Annotated in this window: 4 protein-coding genes; all 4 read right to left on the bottom strand. The window is 66.3% G+C overall.

The window, feature by feature from the left end; genetic code table 11:
• Positions 1 to 4 precede the first annotated feature (4 nt).
• On the bottom strand, positions 5 to 3,553 hold the full coding sequence (locus PIN31009_RS11960; protein WP_150790397.1) for a penicillin acylase family protein: 3,549 nt from the start codon (positions 3,551 to 3,553) through the stop codon (positions 5 to 7).
• On the bottom strand, positions 3,550 to 17,259 hold the full coding sequence (locus tag PIN31009_RS11965; RefSeq protein WP_150790398.1) for a non-ribosomal peptide synthetase: 13,710 nt from the start codon (positions 17,257 to 17,259) through the stop codon (positions 3,550 to 3,552). Before PIN31009_RS11965 ends, PIN31009_RS11960 begins: the two co-directional genes overlap by 4 nt.
• A gap of 113 nt (positions 17,260 to 17,372) precedes the next feature.
• Positions 17,373 to 19,529 carry a TonB-dependent siderophore receptor gene (locus PIN31009_RS11970; RefSeq protein WP_174997133.1) on the bottom strand — a complete coding sequence of 719 codons (2,157 nt, stop codon included), beginning with the start codon at positions 19,527 to 19,529 and terminating at the stop codon, positions 17,373 to 17,375.
• Positions 19,530 to 19,829: 300 nt separating this feature from the next.
• Positions 19,830 to 23,069 carry a non-ribosomal peptide synthetase gene (locus tag PIN31009_RS11975; protein ID WP_150790400.1) on the bottom strand — a complete coding sequence of 1,080 codons (3,240 nt, stop codon included), beginning with the start codon at positions 23,067 to 23,069 and terminating at the stop codon, positions 19,830 to 19,832.
• Between the last annotated feature and the right edge of the window lie 34 nt (positions 23,070 to 23,103).

Genomic DNA, 23,103 nt, shown 5'->3' on the forward strand with positions numbered 1-23,103 from the left:
GGGGTTATCTAGGTAGTGCGTTCTGCGAGACCGCCCGGCCGGCGCTGGCCGAGGGGGTTTCCTGCCACACCGCAAGCCAGCGTTGGTGCTGTTGTGCGGTGGCTTGCTGCGTAAGCGACAGTGAGACGGACGGCACGCCCCGGCTGTCGAGCAATGTGATTTGCCCGTCGTTGTTGCCGAGGTCATCACACCTCGCGGCGATTCCCGACACACGCACGTGCAGCGTGAAGTCCCGGATCTGCACGCTCAGCCAACCACCGCCGATATTCCTGACTTGCTTGATGCGCCCTGATTGCGCCAGCGACGCGCCATCGTTGCTGACGTCGATTCGTACCGGCCAGCCACCCGCCTTGGCGGCGTCGAGGGCGTCCGCCAACGCCAGTCTTGCCCGGCGGCCATCCTGATCCGAACGCTGGCAACGCTTGGCAGCGGCACGTTCCTGCGACGCACCGGGCGACGCTGGGGCCGCGACGTCGTTCGCCGTGCCGGGCGTGCCCGGTGTGACTGTTGCACGAAATGCGGCGACGAATGCATCGTAGTCCGTCACGTGTTGCTCGTCCATGGACGTGATTTTGGCGATATTGCGCCCCTGCGCGTCGAAGAATTGCAGTTGCCGATAGGGTTCGCGTTTCGGGCCGTAGTAGCGTGTGACGGCGTACGCGGACGCCCAGCGTGCCGGGTCGATCGTCATGTCCAGTGCATCGCTCGCGTTGCCACGAGCGTCAAAGAGCGGTTTCGACGAACGGACGACCCGCTCGCCAATGCCATGCGCCGTGCGCACCATCACCTCGATGCGCCCCAATCGATGAAGGCGGGTGCGCATTGCCTGCAAATCCGAGGGCGCCATTCGCAGGGGAACGATCACACTGCCCTGCTCTGCGGCAACGAGGTCTGCTTCTGACGTGCCAAGCAACTCACTCGCTTCGCGCGCTGGCATCCCCTGCTTTGACAACGCCTGCCAACGCGCCGGAATAGTGTTCACCGGCGTCGAGTCCGACAACGAGGCCGGGGTGGTCTGCGCGCTGTCGAGCCACAGTCCGCCGTCACCAGTGCGTGTGGCGTCGAGCGGGCGGGCAACCCATGCCTGCTTGCTGTAGCGCAGTGTGCCGTCGGTGAAGTGCGCCGAGGCCGGGTCGTCGGACTGTGCACCGGCCATCAGCGTGCGCGCGTTCACCGGTCCGCCGTTCGCACCGAATGTCACCACTTGCAGATAGCTGTTCGAGAACGCGTGCGCGTCGATCTTGAGCGCGCCGTCTTCGATACGGGCATCGCTATTGCAGCCCGACGTGAAATAGCCTTCGTCGTCGCAGCCGCCGAACCACGGAATTCGCACGCCGTTGCGCACGGCGTACATGGCCGAACCGGTTTCCGCATCGGGGGTAAAACCGCCCTCCCGCAGTCGCAGCACGGCCACGCCGAGCCATTTGGCGAGCGTCTTGCCGTCGACATTCAGCGTGTTGGGGGTATCGAGCGGACGCAGTGGATCGAACGGCACCGCAAACCGCTTGTCTTCCGGCACCGATTTGATCTGCGCCCACCATGCGTCCCACAGCACAGCACCCTGCGCGAACGGGCTGGCGGTGTTGTCCCAGCGTTGCAGCACGCGGCATGCTTCGGCGATGTCGACATCTCGCGTTGGTGTTGCGCGTTGATCATTTTCGGAGGGTTCCACCGACACGATCTGACGGCCGCCATCGGGCTTGCAGGCACCGGCCACCGCTTGGGATTTGAACAGCAGCGCGGACATCGAACGTGCGTCGAGCGCAGCGCGCGCGACGCTGTCTGCCGTTGCCCCGGGCGCGCCGAGGCCGTCGCTGCCATGAATGCGCTGGTCAGCAAGACGGAAGCCCAGCCGTGGCCGCAGCCCCATCTCCGTGCGCTCACCACCCGTCACGGCGGCAAAACCGGTAAGCGGCTGCGCGGGGTTGACGATCCAGTGCGTGTTGTTCATGTTCGCGACGTAGTCGTGGCGGAACAACTGCGGCATCGCGTCGGCGGGCAATGCCCCGGCTTGGGCGGCGTCCGCGCTGGACTGCCAACCGCACGCGGAACGTGACCCATCGAGGAACGGCACGCCCGGTGCCTGTGCGGCGAACGCTTTGCCCAGCGGCGGTGTGCATTGCGCGGCCAGCGCATCGGGCACGTTCGGGACTGCGCCGACGTCGCCGAACCACACCCGCGGATCGTCGCGACCGATCGCGACCGTGTTGACCCATGGCGTGGCGGCCTGCCGGCGGGCAATTCCGACGAAATCGTCGAGCGACGTCGCACGTCCCCATGCGAGGAAGTTCGCGAACACCCGATAGTTGTCGGCATTGATGTCACGAATCACGAACGCCTGACCGGGCTTGCCCTCGGCACCGGCCCGCCATTGCAACGCGGGCGACATCGCGCCGAGATTGACGACCGGCCCGAGCGCCGTGCGGTAAAGCGTGCGGCTTTGGGTGTGCACCGTGCCGTCAGCTTCACGAACCGGCACGGTCACGGTCACGGGCGTCATGGCGACAGGTTTGCCGTCGACCAGATACGTGGTCGCCGAGTCCGGCGCGAGCGACAACTGAAACAGGCCGAAGCGCCGTGCGGCGGACACCGTGTGCGTCCACGCGACGTCGCGATTGAAGCCGATCATGACCACGGGAACGCCCAGAAACGACACGCCGCTGACGTCGAGCTGCCCCGGCACGGTCAAGCGCATTTGATAGAAGCGGTCCGGCCCTTCGAGGAACCAGTGCGGGTTACCGAGCAGCACCGACTGTGTGCCCGCGCTACCCTGCGCGCCGAACGCGAGCGCGTTGCTGCCGATGCCTCGCCCGCCACCGACGTCGAACTCCCCTTCGCGCAATGCAAGCTTGCCGGCCGGCGAGGTGCGGCTTTGCGGCTGCGGTACCCCTGACGCTTTGCCCGGTGGCATCGCACTCGCCACCCGGCCGGCAAACCGCGCCATGCCGCCCGCGAGATTGGCCGCGAACAGGCGCCGGTAGACGTCGTCCGGTGAAATGGCCGTCACCCACGGTTCGCTGCGGCAAGCCGCGTGCGACGGCGTGGACTTGTTGCGCTGCCAGTCTTGCAGATAGCGGTTATAGCCCGCGGCGAAACCTTCGACCAGTTCGCGAAATTGCGGCGTCTGGGCTTCACGGTAGGCTTGCAGCCGCGCGTTGTCGGCCACCAGCCGGAAGAAGACATCGGAATCGAGATTGTCGAGATCGCCCAGCGTCGATGCGGTGGGTTGCTTGCCCTGCGCGCCGAAGTAGCGCGACCGATCGCCGCGATACGTGACGAACGCCTGCGCCATCGTGCAGAGGTCATCCTGTGCCTGCACATACGCCGCCCCCCAGCCGAGGCTTCCCCAATCGTTCGCGACGATATGCGGCATGCCGTCCGTCGTCCGCTCGATTTGGGCGCGATAGCGCTGCGGCGCCGCACTGCCTGCGACTGCGGGCGAACGCGAAGCATCCGCCGCGCAGCCACCCAGCACGGCAAGGCAGAGCGCGCCAAGGGCGAGACGTGTGGCGGTGTGACGATGACGATCCGAAGGGTTGAAGCGAAATGTCATGAGCGATTGCCTGCCGAGGTGTCCTGTGGATGCAGCGCGCCGAGTGCACGATGCAGCGACGCGATGAAATCCGGATGACGCACGATACCGGTGTGATCGGTGTCGAAGGTCTCGACGGTGACGTGTCCGGCCTGCGCCCGCCACGCGCGGGTTGCGGCAATCGCATCGAGCGCATTCGTCGTGTCGCCGTCGCGGCGGGCGAGCCAAAGGTGCATCGGCACCGGCAACGGCGCCGCATCGTGCGCGGCGGCCGAGACGGCGTCGAAATGCTTGCCGATGCGCAGTACGGTGGCGAGCCATTGCCGTCCGTCGTCGCCTTCGGGGATCACGCCCTGCCAACGCCCCGCGTCGGCCTGCATGGCGGCCAGCAAATGATCTATCTCTGCGTCGTCGATCTGTAAGGTCTTGGCGACATCCACAATGGGTGCGGGCGCATCGAGCGACTCAGCGCCTTCGGGCGCTTCGCCGTCCACGCTGCCAAGGAAGTCGACGACTTCCCCCTGCGCGACGAGCACGCCCGCCACATGACGCGCGATGGCGGCGCCGCTCGACCAGCCGAGCAACCGGTACGGCCCCGTGGGCTGCACGCGCCGAATGGCGGTCGCGTAGTCCAATGCCAGCGCGTCGAGCGACGCCGGGGCCCATGCGGCATCCGTGTACATCGGGGATTGCACGCCGTGCACCTGTGCCATGCCGTCCAGTGCGCTCGCCAATGGCCGGTACTCGCCGACGAGGCCGTAACCGGGGTGAATCGCGAACAGTTGTGTGGCCGCCGCCCGGTTGAGCGTGACGATATTCGCCGGCCGTCCTTGTGTGGTCTCGTCCAGCCACGACGCGAGCCCGGCAATCGTCGGATGCGCGAACAGGCCTTCCAGCGAGAAATGACCGAAGCCGCGACGCTGTGCGTTGGTGGCCACCTTGAGTGCCGCGAGCGAGTCGCCGCCGATGGCGAAGAAGTTATCGTGCCGGCCAAAGCCGTCGCGCCCGAGCGTGTCGCGCCAGACGTCGAACAACATCGCCTCCGTAGGCGTCACCGGACCTTGCGCTGCCTCGTCCGCCTTGCGCACGGTCGGCTCCGGCAGCGCGGCGCGGTTGAGTTTGCCGTTGGGCATCAGCGGCAACGCCTCGAGCCGCACGAACGCGCCCGGAATCATGAAGCCCGGCAAACGTGTCTGAAGCGCTTCACGTAGCAAATCGGTGTCGGACAGTGAGGCATCGCCGGTAACGTAGCCAACCAGTTGGCGGTCATCCCCCTGCCCTCGCAGTTCGGCCGCGGCTTCCCGCACGCCCGGAACACTGCGCAGCGCCGCTTCGACCTCGCCCAGCTCGATCCGGAAGCCGCGCAGCTTCACTTGCTGGTCCATGCGGCCGAGGAAGTCGATGGTCCCGTCTGGCCGCTGACGGCAAAGGTCGCCGGAACGGTACTGGCGTGCGCCGTCGTTGCGGTGCGGGTCTGGAATAAACTTCTCCGCCGTGAGCGACGCGCGGCCAAGATATCCGCGGGCCAGCGTTTCGCCGCCGATGCACAACTCGCCGAGCGCGCCGGGCGGCAACGCGTTGCCCGCGTCGTCACACACATAGACATCGCGCGACGGATATGGGCCGCCGATGGACACGATGGGCTGCGCGCAGTCGGCGTCTTGCGTCGGCCGGTACATGCAGGCGACCGTGGTCTCGGTCGGTCCATACAGGTTGTCCAGACGGATGTGGGCAAGCGGCCCGCTGCGCCATTGCCGCAGGGCATCGCCGGGCAAGCCTTCGCCGCCGACGGTAATTTGGCGCAAGGCGAGCGAGGCCGGGTCAGGCGGCTCGTGCAGCCACTGCTGCCAGTACGCCGTCGGAATCCGGGCGAACGTCACTTGCTGCGCGACCAGTTGGCGATTGGTGGTCGCAAGGTCCCACGGCTTCGCGCCGCGCATCTCGATGCTGCCGCCCTGCATGAGCGAAGGCAGCATCTCGTGCAACGCCACGTCGAAGTTGATGGTCGACGACTGCAACTGGCGATCGGCGACGGAAATGCCATACGTCGTGATGAAGTCGTTCAGGTGCAGTGCGAGGCTGCGGTGACTGACGGCCACCCCTTTCGGACGCCCGGTCGAGCCCGACGTGTAGATGACGTATGCCAGTTGGTCGCCGTGTAGGGCTGCGTGTTCATCGATGCTCCGCAGCGCATCGCTTTCACCTTCACCTTCACCTTCACCTTCACCCTGTGCCGGTCTGAGTTGATCGATATCGATCGCCTCACGTTGCACAAACAGCGCGGCCAGTGCGTCGCGGGTGTCGGCATCGGTCAACACGCGCGAGACGCCCGCATCTTCCATCATGTAAGCCAGACGGTCGGCCGGATACTCCGGGTCGAGCGGCACGAACGCGGCACCGGCGCGCAGCACGCCGATTAGCGCGGGTACTACCGCTGCGGACCGCCGCAGGCATAACCCCACCCGCTCCTCGCGCTTCACACCCGAGGCGATGAGCCGATGGGCAACCCGCGCCGACCATGCGTCGAGCGCGGCGTACGTCAGATTTTCGCCTTCACAGTGAACCGCGTTCTTGCCCGCGTGCGAGCGCGCCGTTTCGATCAACGTCTGCGTGACCGGGCGCCATGGCTTGTCAGTTCCTGTACGACCCGGCTTGGCATTGACGAGCGCCGGGGCGTCGATCAGCGGCACGTCGCCCAGCGCGACCTCAGGCGGCGCGAGCATTGCCTCGTCGCGGACAAGCCGGTCGAGCACTGTGCGGTAACCGGCGAGCATCTCGCCAACCGTGTCCCGTTCGAAAATGTCGCACGCGTAAGTCAGCGACAGGCCGAACGCGTCGTCCTCAAAAACATTGAGGACCAGATCGAACCGGGCCGTTGCCGCTTCGTTGGCCAGCAGCCCGAATTGCACGCCCGGCAGCGACGTTGGCTTGCCGGCCCGCGCGCCGTAATTGAACATCACCTGAAACAGCGGCGTATGGCTCAGGCTGCGCTGCGTCTGCAATGCATCGACAAGGCGCGCGAACGGCACGTCCTGATGGGCTTGCGCTTCGATCATGCGGTCGCGCGTCTGTGCGAGTAAATCGCTGAACGTCTGCACGCCGGCCAATTCCGCCCGAATGACGAGCGTGTTGACGAAGAAGCCGACGAGATCGTCGGTGGCCGGGTGTACGCGTCCCGCCACCGGCACGCCCACGCGCACGTCTTTCTGCGCGGCGTAACGGGAAAGCGTGAGTTGCCATGCGCTGAGCAGCACGGTGAACGGCGTCGTGCCATGACGGCGGGCCAGCGCACGCACCCGTTGGCTGACGTCGCCCGGCAGCTCGGCGGTGAGGCGCGCGCCGCGATCCGCGCGCAAGCCGGTCCGTTTGCGTGCTACGGGCAATTCCAGTGCCGGGTGCTCGTCGCCGAGCCGATCTCGCCAATAGGCCAGTTGCGCCGATTCACGCGCGTCGTCGAGCCATTCGCGATGCCATGCGGCAAAGTCGCCATACTGCGCAGCAAGCGGCGTGAAAGCAGGTTCGTCGCCTGTCAGCCGTGCCGTATAAGCTTGGCCGAAGTCGCGCGCCAGCACGCCGACCGACCACTCGTCGGCAACGATGTGATGCGTCGCGAAGTGCAGAACGTGTGAGGTGGCGCCGAGACGCAGCAGCGTCACCCGCAGAATCGGCCCGTGCGTCAGGTCGATCGGTCTGGACGACAGCGCCTGAAGACGATCGCTCAGTGTGGCACCGCTACGCTCAAGGTCTTCAACGGCCCAGCCGAACGCATCGGGGGCATCCACGACTTGCCACGGCGTGTCGTCGACCGCTTCGAAGTGGCTGTGCAGCACGTCATGGCGCTTGACGACGTCGGCCACGGCGAGTGCAAGCGCCTGCGTGTCGAGTTGCCCGTCGAGTCGGAATGCGCCGGTCATGTGATACGCGGCGCTCGACGGATCGAGTTGCCAAAGGAACCAGAGGCGCGCCTGCCCCTGCGTAAGCAGCGCGCGCTGGCGGTCGTCTCGCACGGGGATCGGTGCGACGGTGGTCAACGGGGTATCGATACCCGGCGAGGCCTGTGTCAGGCATTCGGCTAGCGCCGACAACGTCGCCGCGGCAAAGACATCGCGCAGTGCGAGCGCCCTCGTGTGTTTCGTGGCCAGCAGAGAAACGACCTGCATGGCTTGCAGCGAATGGCCACCCAATGCGAAGAAATTGTCATCGCGGCCGATGCGCTCGACGCCCAGCACTTCCCGCCAGACGCCCGCGAGCAGCGTCTCGTCCGCCGTTTGTGGGGCGGAGAAGTGTCGCGGGGCGATGTCCGGTGCAGGCAGCGCCTTGCGGTCGATCTTGCCGTTGGGTGTCAGCGGCAATGCGGGCAATGAAAGAATGACGGCGGGCACCATGTAGTCCGGCAGTTGCGCGGCCAACGCGTTGCGCATGGCATCGGCATCCACCACCCCGCCCGCCGGTGACACGTACCCAACCAATTGCGTACCGGAGGCGCTTTCGTGCGCAACGACCACCGCCGCCCCGACGCCTTCACTCGCGGCCAGACGCGCTTCGATTTCGCCGAGTTCGATCCGGTGTCCGCGAATCTTGACCTGATGGTCGGTGCGGCCGAGGAATTCGAGCGTGCCGTCGTGCTTCCAGCGTGCGAGATCTCCCGTGCGATACAACCGCTTGCCGTCCGGCGAGAACGGGTCGGGAACGAAGCGCTCGGCGCTCAGGTCTGCCCGGCCAAAGTAACCGCGCGCGAGACCACTGCCGCCAAGGTACAACTCGCCGGCCACGCCCGGTGGCACCCGCTGAAGCCGGGCATCGAGCACGCGCGCTTGCGTCCCCGCGATCACCTGCCCCAGCACCGGTTTGCCGACGACGCGGCCAAGCATCGACCAGATCGTCGTTTCGGTCGGACCGTACAAGTTCCAGAGTTCGCAGCCACGCGCGCGCAGGGCATCGGCCAGATCCGGCGGCAGCGCCTCGCCGCCGCACAGCGCGCGCAGCGCAGGCCACGGCCGGCCGGCCGCGAGCAACATGCGCCATGTCGCAGGCGTCGATTGCAGCACCGTCGCGCCGCTTTGCTGCAACAACGCGGCGAGCGCAAAGCCGTCACGGGCCGTCTCGCGGGACGCCACAATCACTTGGGCACCCAGCGTGAGCGGCAGGAAGAGTTCGAGCGCAGCGATATCGAACGAGAGCGACGTCACCGCCACCCATCGGTCGTCTGCCGTCAGCCCGGGACGCTGCGCCAGACTGGACAAAAAGTTCGACAGCCCGCCGTGGCGCACCATCACGCCTTTCGGCTTGCCGGTCGAGCCCGAGGTGTAGATCACATACGCCAGATGCTCCGGCCCGACGGTGATGTCGGGGGCGGTGCCGGTGTAAGTCTCACCGTCGAAGCGATCCAGCAACAGGCACGCCGAACCGGCCGGTATCGGCAACGTCGCCTTGAGCGACGACTGCGTGATGAGCCGAGTCACGCCGCTGTGGTCGAGCATGTAGCGCAGACGTTCTGCCGGGTACCCCGGGTCGAGCGGTACGTAGCAGCCGCCCGCCTTGAGCACGCCCAGCAGCGCCACGAGCATGCCGGCACCCCGTTCGAGTGCGATGGCTACGGGCACATCCGGCCCGACGCCCTGTGCAATCAAGGCGTGTGCCAGTTGATTGCTGCGGCGCTCCAGTGCGGCATACGTCAGCGACGCGTCGTCACCGTGCACGGCGATCGCATCCGGCGTTCGACGCGCTTGCGCCGACATTCGGACGTGTACCGGCGCGTCGGCTGCGAAGTCATCGGTCGCGACGCCCCACGCGTGAAGTTGCGCTGCCGCCTCGGTGTCGATGAGCGTGATGTCGTCGATCACGGTGTCGTCCGAAGCGCACAGGGCGGACAGCATGGTTGCGTACTGGCTCGACAGACGTGCCATTGTCGACGCCTCGAACAGCTCGCGGGCATACGTGAAGCTGCCCGCGATGGCGCCGTCGGATGCCTCGCTGACGTTTAGCGTCAGTTCGAACTGGGCGGCCTCGCCACCCGTGTCGAAATGCCGGGTCGTGAGGCCGGGCAGCTCACGCAACACGCGATAGTCCTCGCGCTGGTGATTGAACATGACCTGAAACAGCGGCGTGTGACTCACGCTGCGCGTGGGCGACAGCGCATCGACGAGACTGTCGAACGGCAGCGTCTGGTGATCGAGCGCCTGCTGCGTGCGCTCGCCGGTCAGGCTGACCAGTTCCCCTGCGCGCAGATGCGCCGGGAAGTCGGCGCGCATCACGAGCGTGTTGATGAAGACACCAATCAGGTTGGCGACCTCGGGCTGGTCACGGCCAGAGACCGGCACGCCCACGCGAATTTCGTTTTGCGCGCACCAGCGGTGCAGCAGCGCCTGAAATGCCGACAACAGCACGACGTAGGGCGTGACGCCGTGGCGACGCGCCGTCTCACGCACCGACGTGACCGTCGCCGTATCGAGTTGGAACAGGTGCCGTGCCGCCTGATACTCACCCGTCGGATGACGGGGATGGTCGTGCGGCAAATCGGCCACCGGATGGACATCGCCGAGCAGCGCGCGCCAGTACGCCAGTTGCCGGTCTCGTTCGACGCCGTCAAACGTTTCGCGCTGCCACGCGGCGTAATCGCCGTACTGAACGGGCAACTCGGCGCGCGCCGGGGCAGGCGTTTCAGCGCCGACACGGCAATGCGCCGTGTAGGCGGCGACGAACGCATCGAGCAGCACGCCGACCGACCAGCCATCGGCCACGATGTGGTGCATGGCGATCAACAACACGAAGTCCGGCGCGTCGGCATCGGGCGCCGCGCCCTTCAATCGCATGAGACCCACGCGCAGCAATGGCCCGCGCTGCAAGTCGAATGGCGCATCGGTGAAGGCCTGCGCCATGGCAGGCGCTTCTGTGGACTGTGCGTCGAATACCTGCCACGCAAAGTCGGGGGCTTCGTGAACGACCTGCACGGCCTCGGTCGCGCCGTCGGGCACTTCGAACGTCGTGCGCAGCACTTCATGCTGCGCCACGATGTCCTTGAAGGCGTGCCGCACGGCCGCTTCATTTAATTCGCCGCGCAAGCCGATGCCACCCGCCACGTGATAGGCACTGCTATCCGGTTGCAGATGCCAGAGGAACCACAGCCGGCGCTGGGCGTGCGACATGGGCAATGCCGAGCGCGAATGACGGGTGCGAGTGACCGGCGGCAGCACAGCCCCGGTTGCCGCCAGCGACGCCGCTGCCAATGCGGCCAGCGAGCGATGGACGAACATCTCCCGGGGCGAGACGGCAATACCGCGCGCGGCGGCACGCGCCACCACTCGCAGTACCAGAATCGAGTCGCCACCGAGTGTGAAGAAGTTGTCGTTACGGCCGACGCGCGCGAGACCAAGCACCTCGGCCCAGACTTCCGCCAAGGCCAGTTCGCGCTCGCCGGCGGGCGCCACGTAACCGCCCAGTTCGAACGACGGCGCGGGCAACGCGCGACGGTCCAGCTTGCCGCCCGGTGTCATCGGGAGTGCATCGAGCGGCACGATGGCCGAGGGCACGAGCGGTGCAGGTAAGGCGGCTTCGAGCGCGGCGCGCAAAACCGTGGCATCCGGCGCGCGCCCGCCCTGCCCTGTGACGTAGGCGGCCAAGCGTGTGCCGGCATCACTGTCGAAGGCGGTCACGACCGCTTCTCGTACGCCCGGCTGCGCGAGCAATGCCGCTTCGATTTCGCCAAGTTCCACACGGAACCCGCGAATCTTCACTTGAAAATCGGCGCGTCCGACGTAGTCCAGTTGACCATCCGCACGCCAGCGAACCAGATCGCCGGTGCGGTAGGCCCGGCTGCCCGGGGCACCGAACGGATCGGGCACGAAACGGTCGGCGGTCTGGGCGGCACGGTCAAGATAGCCGCGTGCAAGCAGGTCGCCACCGATCAGCAATTCACCGATTGCGCCCTGCGGCGCCAGTGTCATATCAGGGGTGACGACGTACAAACGCCGTCCTTGCAGCGCGCGTCCGATTGGCACGCTGGCTGAATGGGCGTTGGCCTCGCCGGAGGCTGCCCATGCCGACGCCGTGACGGCCGCTTCGGTCGGCCCGTAGGTATTGAGCAGCCGAATGTGCCCCAGATGCGCATGGTCGCGCCAGCGCCGCAGCCCCTGCGCAGACATCGCTTCGCCGCCGACATGCAGTTGGCGGACTTGCGCGAGCGGTGCCGTTTGGGATCGCGGGTCGAAGCCTTCATCCAAGGCCTGCACCAGCACGTTCCAGTACGCCGTCGGCAAATCGACCACGGTGACACCATCTCGTGCCACGTTCGTAACGAACTCGTCAGCGCTCCACAACTGCGGACCGCGCAAAACGACGGCGGCGCCGACGTGCAGGGCGGGGAAAAGCTGTTCGACGAAGCCATCGAAGTTCATCGTCGAGAACTGCAACACCCGGTCGGCGGCAGACAACTGGCACAGCGACGCCCACACGCGCGCCTGCGCGGCGAGCGCGCCGTGGCTGATCGCGACGCCCTTCGGCTTACCGGTCGATCCTGATGTGTAGATCACGTAGGCCAAGTGCGCCGGCAACAGCGGCACGTCGGGGGCGGTATCGGGGGTGTTCAGCAGCGCGTCGACATCGACATCGACATCGATACGCACAACGCTGTCGGGCAGCGCCACGTGTGCGCTGGCCGCGTGGCCCAGCACCACTGCCGCGCCGCTATCGGCAAGCATGTCGGCGAGCCGTTGCGGCGGGTAGTCCGGATCGAGCGGCACGTAGGCCCCGCCGGCCTTGAGCACGGCGAGAATGCCGACGATCATGTCGACCGAGCGCGTCAAGGCGACGCCGACGCGGGTATCCGGTTTCACGCCCAGCGCGATCAGATGATGGGCCAGACGGTTCGCGCGTGCGTCGAGCGCCGCGCGGGAGAGCGTCACGCCGTCGTGCACCAGCGCGGGCGCGTCGGCATCGTCGGCCGCATGTGCCTCGAAGCGGCGATGCACCGGCAGGAACCCTGCCGAGGCCAGCGGCGTTTCCCCGTGTTCGATGAGGCGTCGATGCGCGTCGCCGGTCAGTATCGCGAGATCGCCCAAGCGGGTATCCGGCGCGGCGACGAACGTTGCCAGAAGCGACACGAGCTGATCGCACAGGCGTGCCATCGTGTCCGGTGCAAATAGCTCGCGAGCGTAATCAAAGCTGCCGGTTAGTCCGCCAGATGCCAGTTCATGCGCGCTCAGCGTCAATTCGAATTGTGCGGCGCGCGTGCGCGGCAGATACCGTTCCACATGAAGACCATCGAGCGCCTGCACGGCACTGGCATCGTCGCGTTGATAGTTCAGCAGCACCTGAAACAAGGGCGTGTGCGTCAGGCTGCGCTCCGGGGCCAGCGCTTCCACAAGCGCTTCGAACGGCAGTGCCTGATGGGCCGAAGCGTCCAGCACGTGCGTCCGCGTTCGGTCGATCAATTCCGAAATGGTTTGCGAGGCGTCGAGCCGGCCGCGCAACACCTGCGTGTTCATAAACAGGCCGATCAACGGCGCGCTTTCCGGCAACTCTCGGCCGGCAATCGGTACGCCGACGCGAATATCGCGCAGGCCGCTGTGCCTCGAGAGCAGCAGTTGGAACGCCGCGAGCACGATCATGAAAGGTGTCGCCCGATGCGCCGCCGCGAGAGCACGGACACCGGCCGTCAACGCCGGTGGCAGCGAAAACGGTATGGACGCTTCCGTGTACTGCGCCAGTGGTTCGCGCGGGTGGTCCGACGGCAGCAGCAATACGGGTGCTGTCTCGCCTTCGCCTAAAGCGGCCCGCCACCAGTCAAGCTGGCGTTGCTGTTCGCCCGCTGCGAGTCGGCCCCGCTGCCATGCGGCGACGTCGGCGTACTGCAAGGTCAGTACGGGGAGGCTCGGTGCTTGCCCTGCCACGGCCGCCTGATATCCCGCGACGAACTCGCGCAGCACGATATCGATCGACCAGCCGTCCGCGACGATGTGATGCATCGCCACCAGCAGGATGTGTTCGGAAACCGTTTCACCGGGCAACGCCAGCAGTGCCACGCGCAACAGCGGTCCGGTGCGCAGATCGAACGGGGTGTCGTTGAACGTCTGGGCCCTTCGGTTCGCCTCTTCTTGCGTGGCGGCCTCGACGTGCTGCCATTCGAATGGCAGGTCGGCGTGGACGATCTGAAGCAATTCGGTGTCGTCGCCGTCGACGGTCTTGTCGCTGAACGTCGTCCGCAGCACTTCGTGCCGCGCCACCATCCCTGCAAACGCCTGACGGACGGCGTTGGCGTCCAGTGCGCCCTTCAGCCGCATGGCGCCGGTGATGTGGTACGCCGAGCTATCGGGTTGCAACGCCCAAAGGAACCACTGCCGCTGCTGAGCGTGCGAGGCGGCAACGCGCAAACGCCCATCGTCACGAACAAGCATCTCGGGGCGGCTTTGCTGCAATACCTCGTGAGTCACCGACGCTGCCAGTGCGCGCAGCGTCGCAGCCTCGAACCATTGCCGAGGCGTCGATTGAATGCCGGCTGCCGCGGCATGCGCGACGCCCCGGAGTGTCAGAATCGAGTCGCCGCCGAGGGCATAGAAGTTGTCGTCGCGGCCGATGCGCGCGTCGTCCGTGAGACGCAGCACCGAACGCCACGCGTCGGCGAGCCGCGATTCGACGCTCCCCTGCGGCGCTTCATGGGCGGCGTCACCTTGCTGCGGCACTGGCAGGGCCCGGCGGTCGATCTTGCCGTTGGGCGTGAGCGGCATGGCGGGAATCACCATCACGCGGCCCGGCACCATGTAGTCAGGCAGCGTGCGGCCGATGGCACGGCGCAAGTCCGCTTCATCCGGCTGTGCGCCGGGCAACGCCGTCACATAGCCGATCAGACGCACACCCGCCGCACCCGCGTGTGCCGTCACCACGGCTTCGCGTACGCCGTCGCAGGTCAGCAACCCGGCTTCGATCTCCCCCAATTCGATGCGGAAACCGCGAATCTTCACCTGCTGATCGATGCGGCCGATGAATTCGATATCGCCGTCGGCGCGGCGTCGTACCAGATCGCCGGTGCGATACAACCGCGCACCGTCGGCGGCGAACGGATGCGGGACAAAGCGCTCCGCCGTCAGTGAGGCGCGCTGCCAGTAGCCGCGCGCCAACCCTTCGCCACCCAGATAAAGCTCGCCCGGAACACCGGCCGGCGTCTCGTTGAGGCTGGCGTCGAGCACCCACGCCTGCGTGGCACGAATTGGCGCGCCGAGGGTGGTCTTATCGCCGTCGACGCGAGCAACCAGCGACCAGATCGTCGTCTCGGTAGGCCCGTACATGTTCCACAGGGCAACGCCGCGAGCCAGCAACGACTGCGCCAGATCGGGCGGCAGCGCTTCGCCGCCGCACAGCCCTTTCAATCCCTGAAGTGCCTTACGTGGCTGACGTGTCCGATGCGTTGAACGTTCTGCTGGCAATGCATCCGCCTCGACATCGAGCAGCATGCGCCAAGTGGCCGGGGTCGCCTGAAGCACCGTGGCCCGGCTGTCCGTGAGCAGTCGCGAAAGCGCCACGCCATCACGTGTCGTGTGCTTGTCCGCGACGATCAATTGCGCGCCGCTGACGAGCGGCAGGTACAACTCCAGTGCCGCGATATCGAACGAGAGCGACGTCACTGCGACCCAGCGATCCTCGGCCGTCAGCCCGGGCCGCTCGCCCAGACTTGCAATGAAGCTCGACAGCGCGGCGTGCCGCACCATCACGCCCTTGGGGCGCCCGGTCGATCCCGACGTGTAAATCACATAAGCCAGATGCTCGGGCAGTACGGTCGCGTTCAGCGCGTCTGCGGCAATATTTGCGCCGGTCGTCGTTACGTCTGTGGAATCCACCCCAAAGGTTCGAATTTCCGCCGGAAACGCGAGCCGGGCAGCGACTTCAGGGCACGTGACGATCCGTTGTAAGCCGCTGTCCGCCACGATATAGGCCAGACGCTCAACGGGATATTCAGGATCGAGCGGCACGTAGGCCGCCCCCGCGCGGAGCACGCCGAGGACGGCGACGACCATATCGACCGAGCGTTCGAGCGCCACCCCGATGCAGGCGTCAGGCCCTGCGCCATCGGCGATGAGACGCCGCGCCAGCGCATCGGCGCGATGCAACAACTCGCCGTACGTCAGACGCGATTCGCCGCAAACGACCGCCAGCCGCGACGGGTCTTGCGCTGCCCGCGACGCAATGCGTACAGGCACCGGGTCGAGCCGCGCATCGTGGGCGTTCGCCGCGACCTCATCCGGCAGGCAATCCGCCGCAAGATGCGCCGCTGCCCGTTGTGCCAGCACGATGGCGCCCGTTGCCGTATCGGCGGCACTGACCAATGCATCTAGCCAGCCACCGAAGTCATCGAGCAGCGCATGAGCGAGCGAACCCTCGACCCGATCACGGTCGTATTCAAGGTCGAGATCAGCACCCAGCCGATGCCAGTCGACCGCCAGCGTCAGGTCGAATTGCGGCGTGTCGTTGGCCAGCGTGAGCACGTCGACCTGCACGTCGCCAACCCGCAACTGCGGCGCGGCGTCCGACTGGCTGAAGTTGAACATCGTCTGAAAAATACTGCCACCGCTGCGCCGGGCGGCTTCCAGCGCCAACTCGAACGGAACATCGAGACGGTCGAGCGCCGCCACCCGGGTGCGATTCACATCTTCGACGCACGCGCGTAACGACTGTGCCGGGCAATGACGGGCCCGGTAAACCTGCGTGCCGACGAAGCAGCCGATCAAGTCGGGGGTGCCGGGGATATGCCGGCCATCGACGGGCACGCCGATGAGGAAATCGCCCTCGCCGTGGTACCGGCGCAAGGTCAGTTGCCAGAGCGCGAGCAGCGCGACGAACGGCGTCACGCCTGCCTGCTGGCACCACGCAGTCAATGCGGCGTGCCGGGATGCATCAAGGGGATGACGCAAGACACCACGGCGCACACCGGCTTCGCGCCCCAGCGGCGCGGGGAGTTGCAACGGCCCGTACTCGTCCGCGAGATCCTTGCGCCAGCCATCGAGCGCCGTCTGCCAACGCCCGCTGACAATCCCCGCGTGCTGCCGTTGCGCATAGTCGGCGTATTGAATCGCCAGCGACGGCAGGGCCGCCATTGGGTCGGTGCCCTGCACCACAGCCAGATAAGCCTGTGCGAACTCGCGCGCCCAGACGTCGTTCGATGCCGCGTCCGAGATCAGGTGGTGCATGGTGACGGCAAGCACGTGCTGCCGGTCCGGCAAATCGATCCAGCTCACGCGCAGCAACGGGGCGGCGGCCGGATCGAAGGGCTTACGGGCGTTCTCTGTAACAAATGCGGCGACGCGTGCTTCGATGTCAGCGGCCGGCAGGTGGCGCCAGTCCAGACGTGTCATGGCGAACGGCACTTCAGGCAGTACCGTTTGCGATGGCTCGCCGTCCTGCATGGCGAAGGCGGTGCGCAATACATCATGGCGGGAGATGACCGTGCGGATCGCCTGCTCCACGGCGTTCGCATCGATGGGGCTGCCGCCGCTGAGCCGGAATACGCGCGCGATGTGGTACGCATCGTCGTCCGGGGCGAACTGCTGCGCCATCCAGAGCCGGCGTTGCGCGAACGACAGCGGCACGGCAGACGGCGACACGGCAGACGACGACGGCACAGGCTCGGCGATGCGCTGGCTCGTGCGCTCGCGTTCGGTCTCGGAACCGCTGGCCGGCGACGCTTGCGTGTCGAGCATCAACAGTTCCAGCAGCGCGCGGTCGAGATCTTCCATGGCCATGCCAGCATCCTCCGGTAACGGCCCGCGCAATGCGCACGGGCCGGAACAGCAATCTGGCGCACGTTGGCGCGCGCCAGAGGTCCTGCACCCTTTTCAAACCGTCGATCAGTCAATCAATAGGCGGTTCGCAGGGTCAGCATCACGGTGCGCGGCTGGCCGCGTGCGTAAGCCGCCGCAAAGTAATCGCGGTCGAACAGATTGTTCGCGTTGAGCGACAGCGAGGTCTTCTTCGTGAACGCATAGCTGATCGACGCATCGACCACGGCATAGAAGCCCTGATTGGCGGTAAAGCCGTTACGTGTCGTCGACGTCTCGCTCACGGCGGTCACACCCGCGCCCACGGTGAGCCCATTCCAACTGCCCGGCAGGCGATAGCTGGTCCAGAGCTTGAAGATGTTGTGCGGCGAGATCGACGAGAACGGCGACGCGATGGTGTCGAAGCTGTTCGAGTCTTCCAACTGGCTGTTGTTGTACGTGTAGCTGCCGAACAGCTTCCAGCCAGTCAGCAGCTCACCCGTGCCCGAAATTTCGAAGCCACGCGTGCGGGCTTTGCCCAGCGCGACGTAGTGCGACTGGGTCGGGTCGTTCGGGTCGATCATCGCCCGGTTGGACTGGTTGATCTGATAGACCGCGAACGCCGTCGTGAAGCGGCCGTCCATGAACTCGCCCTTGATCCCGGCTTCGTACTGGTCGCCCGTGATCGGCTTGATGAGCGTGCCCGAGGTCGTCAGCAGGTTGTCCTGCGGCTGGAAGATGCTCGTATAGCTGGTGTAGACCGACCACGTCTTGTTGAGGTCGTACACCAACCCCGCATAGCCCGTGAACTTGCCGGCGTTACCCAGCGAGTTGCCGTTCATGTTGAAGACGTTGTACGTCGGATCGACCGCGAACTTCGACTGGTACCAGCTCACGCGCCCGCCAAGAATCAAGGTCAACTGGTCGAGCAGCGAGAGACGCGTCTGCGCGTAGATGCCGTATTGCTTGGCATAGGTGTTGTTGCGGCTCACCGTGTCGGGCGTGCCCGGGAACACCGGCATCGGGTACAGGATGTTCAGCAGGTTGACGTTCGAGACGTTGAACAGGTTGTCCGGCGTGCCGTAGTACTGCGACTGATGCTCGACCATGCGCATGTAGTTGGCGCCGATGGTGGCCTGATGCGTGCGGCCGAACAACGTAAACGGGCCGGTTGCGGACACGTCGATATTGGTCTTGCCCTCGCTCACCACGTTGTTCGTCGCGCTGATGTCGCCGGTGTACGTTGCCGGATCCCACGCATTGAACTGGCTCGCTTGCAGCGTGGTCGAGCGCGAATACACGTAATCGAAGACGGCCTTGGCGGTCCAGCCGCCGCCGAGCTTCTGGTGCAATTCGGCAAAGAGGTCCGTGGTGCGGAACGTATCGCGGTTCCAGCCCGCGCCGTAGTAGTGGCCGCGCGGCAGATTGCCGTACGTGCCGTCGGTGTAGATGCCCCAGATCCACGGCTCGTTCGAGGTGTACTCGTTGTAGCTCGCGCCCACGCGCAGCAACGTCGTGGACGTCAGGTCGGCTTCCAGCGTGCCGTACAGCACTTTGTTGCGCGTGTTGGTGGTGTCCTGCACGCCATCGGCGCCGGTATAGGACATGACGGCGCGCCCGCGTAACGACCCCGACGGGTTGAGCGGGCCACCGACGTCGATGGTGGCGCCACTGTTACCGCGCGTGCCGCCGCTCAGCGTCGCGCTGGCCTCGAACTCTTTCTGCGCGTGCTTGCGCACGAGGTTGACGGCACCGCCCGGTGCGCCAAAGCCATTGAGCAGACCCGACGGCCCGGTCAGCACTTCGACCCGGTCGTAGATCGCCAGACTGGGCTGGAACGTATCGGCCGTGACCGACATGCTGCTGTTCACGAAGGACGGCGTGCCATCCACGAGGAACGACGTGATCGGGAAGCCGCGTGCGTAGTACTGCACACGGTCCGAGTCGCTCTGCAACGTGGTGATGCCCGGCGCGTACTGCATGGCGTCCTTGAGCGTCTGGAAGTTTTGTTCTCTGATTTGCTCCTGCGTGATCACCGACACCGATTGCGGAATTTCGCGCGCCGTCATCGGGATCTTCGAGCCGACCGTCGTCGGTGGGTTCAGCGCCTCGGCCACCGCGTCGCGCTGGTCGGCCACATTGGTCGCCGGCAGTGACGCGACCGGTGCGGCTTGTGACTGCGACTGTGATTGCGTCTGTGATTGCGTCTGTGACTGCGCCTGTGCAGCAGCGGCATGCCCCAAAAGCAGCAGCATGACCGCCAGACTTGTACGACTCGGTGTGAGTGCGCCCCTCCGTATTGTTCGGTACTGCCCGTGAATCGACTTCATGTGCAACCTTCCCCTTGACGTGTGGTGGCGCGCTCTCAGCGGCGCATGCTGCATCGGGATCAGGCGCGCTGTCCCGACGTAAAAATAGAAATGGAATAATAACCGTTCTCATTTGCATTCACAACGAGAACGGGCCGGACCTTCATGACAACGAAATGATTTCGGAAACCACCCGGGGCATGCCCGGGGGGATCTCGCCGATTGTTTGTTGGTTTTTCCCGCCGCTCAGGTCGCAGCGCCACTTGCCTGACGCGCACGCGCCAGCCAAGCCGCTTGGGCTTCCGGCGGCAACGCGTCGAACGCCAGCCGTGCCTGCGCACGGCGAACGAGTCCATCACCGCCGTCCGGGCGCGCTTGCAGTGCGCTGGCCAGCCCGCGAATCGTGGGCGTGGCGAAGACCTGCCCGGGCAGCACCTCGATATGCAGCCCTTCGCCGATACGGGCGACAAAACGGATGACGGTCAGCGAGTCGCCGCCCAGCGCAAACAGGCTGCGCGTCACGCCAATCGGTGCGCGCCCCAGCAAGTCTTCAAGGCGCTTGGCCAACCAGATTTCGAGCGGTGTCTGCGGGGGGGCGTCGACGGCAGTGCCCTCGCCCGCCTGTTCTGTGACGCTGGGGTCCGGCAGTGCCTGACGATCCACCTTCCCGTTGGCCAGACGCGGCATCGCTGCCAGCGTCACGACAAACGCCGGTACCCATGCACCGGGCAGTCGATTCGCCAGCGCTTCACTGACGCGCTGTTGCGCATCGGCGATCCCCGGCGCCACCACGTAGGCAGCGAGCTGCGTTTGTGTGCCAGTGCCCCAAGTGCGCACGGCCACTTGCGCGATGCCCGGAATGTCGCGGCACGCGGCTTCGATTTCCGCCGGCTCCACACGGTGGCCGCGAATCTTCACCTGTTCGTCGGCACGGCCAAGCCATTGAATCCCGCCCTGCGGCAACCACCGTGCGACGTCGCCGGTGCGGTAGAGCCGTGCGCCCGGTTTGAACGGGTCGTCCACGAACCCTTCCCGGGCGTCGCGGCCGAGGTAGCCGTCCGTCAACTGCGCGCCGCCGATATAGAGCATCCCGCGGGCGCCGACCGGCGTGATCGACAGGTCGTCGTCGAGTACGCGCGCATAGCAATTCGCGAGGGGCTGGGTCAGCGGCAGCGTGCCGATGTCGTGATCGCCCGGTGCCGCATCACCGCAGTCATGGGTCAGCACCCCGACCGTGGTCTCCGTCGGTCCGTAGTGATTGACGACGCGAACGTCGGCGCGGATTTTCCGCAGCGTTCGAACCAGCGCTTGTGACGTCGCCTCCCCGCCGAGCACGACGGTGGCGGGCAACACGGGCGTGGCAATCTGCACCAATGCGTCGAGATGAGACGGGGTGATCTTGACGAGATCGACGCCTGTGCGGCCGACGAATCGGGCGAAGGCGGCACCGTCCGCCATATCGGCTTCAGTGGCGACGACCAGACACGCCCCGGCAGCCATGGCACCGAACAGTGCCGTATTGCCGAGATCGGCCGCGACAGTCGAGGTCAAGGCGATGCGATGACCGGGAGAGAGCGATAACCGGTCGGCGATCGCGTGGGCGTAGTTCACCAGTTGGCGATGCCCGATCGGTACGCCCTTCGGCACGCCGGTCGATCCCGAGGTGAATAAGACGTAGGCGCGATCCGCCGCGCGCGGGGCGGCTAGCGTGGCGTCGCCGGCCATTGGCTGTGCCAGCACCGCGAACGGTACGACGGGTACCGGTGTGGCTTCCGCCTCGGGTTCGAACGGTGGTGCCGCGACCGCCAACACTGGCTTGGCCTGCGACAGCACCGCGTGGATGCGGGCCGCTGGCCACGACGGATCGAGCGGTACATAAGCGGCCCCTGCCCGCATCGTTGCGAGCAAGGCAATCACCATCTCCACCGAGCGCGGCATGGCGAGCGCCACGGTGTCGCCCGTGCGCACCCCGCGTGCCTGAAGATTAGCCGACACGGTCAATACTTCGCTCGCGATCTCGGACCATGTGAGGCGCCTGCCCTCGCCCTCGACGGCATTGGCGTCGGGCGTGTCCTGCGCGTGACGTAGCAATGCATGAATGACGGTCTCGTCCGGCACCGCGAGCGTGGGCCCCGACCAGTTCATATAGCGTGATTGCTGAACGGTCGACGTAATGTCGATTTGCCGCCACGGCGCATCGGCACGCGACGCTTGAGCAGCAAGCGACGCAAGCATCGTCAGATACTGGTCTGCCAGCACATCGATCGCCTCGGCGGGATACGCCGACGTGTCTCCCGTCAGGGTGAATTGGGAGAGCGCGCCCCGCGCATCCGTTACCAGATCGAGATGGCATTCGGCCCTGCCGAGCGGCGCGTGTACACCGACCAGACGCGCCTGCCCGGCGGCCGAATCCCACACCAGCGTGCGCAACGACGCGAGCCCGTGACTGGTGAGACTCGCCGGTACCGTCTCCTGCCGATGACGATGTTCGTCGATGGTCTCGTTCAGGTGGCAGGCCGTGTCTATCAGCGAAAGCGCATCGTCGAGGCGCACGCGTACCGGCAACCGGCGCTCGAACACGCCGAGCGAGCCCACGAGCGGCCCATAGTCCGTGCGGCAGTCATGACACACCGTGCCGTTGACCGGCGACTGGCCGCCAATGCGCGCGAGCAGCGCCCACCAAGCGGCCTGCAACAACAGGTCTGGCGCGGTGCCGCGCGCTTGGGCGATTGCCACCAACGCTTGTCCGATCTCCGCCGATACGGGGCGTCGGGCGGCGTGCCATGGCACGTCTTGCGCTGGTGCGTTGGACGCCCCCGCCTGATGACGCGCCGGCAGTCGAACGCCGTCGTGCGGGGCGCCGCCTTCGTCCAGATAGCGACGCCAGTAGGCCTGACCGTCAAGTCCGTCTTCGCCCTCGACAAGGCTGTCTCGCCACGAGGCAAAGTCCTCATAGCGCAATGGCGCGTCGTCGTCCGGCGTCGCCTGCGCGTGGGCATTTTGCGCATCGACGAGCAGCGCCTGTACGAGTGCAACGATGCTGGCCTCGTCGAACATCCACGCACGCGCCATCACGATGAGCCGCACGCCACTGCCCGTTTCGCCCTCGACATCGGCGGCGGCATCGCAAGTGAGCCAGATGGCGCAGGCATTGGCCTGCTGCGCCGCGGCTTGTTCCGGCATCGGCTCTGCCGCAATCGCCAGTGCGGCGGCATCCGCCGAATGGCCCGGCGCATGCAACTGAATCCACGGCAGCCCCTTAGGCGGCGCCTCGGGCAAATGGCGGACCCCGCGAAAGCCCTCGACCTGACCGGTCGCCATCGTCAGCATCTCGTGCCGTGCCGGCAGCGCGGCCCACGCGGCACGTACCGCGTCGGGTCCGAGGCCAGCGCCGGGCTCAACGACGACGGCCACGCAAGCGGCCTCCATGCCGAGCGCCATCCGTGCGCGTTGTTCCGGCGTCAGTGCGAATCCCGTATCGGTCATGGTCTGCGGTGTTGAGGTTGGCGTTGGCGTTGAG

Source organism: Pandoraea iniqua (genome assembly GCF_902459685.1).
Taxonomy (GTDB): Bacteria; Pseudomonadota; Gammaproteobacteria; order Burkholderiales; family Burkholderiaceae; genus Pandoraea; species Pandoraea iniqua.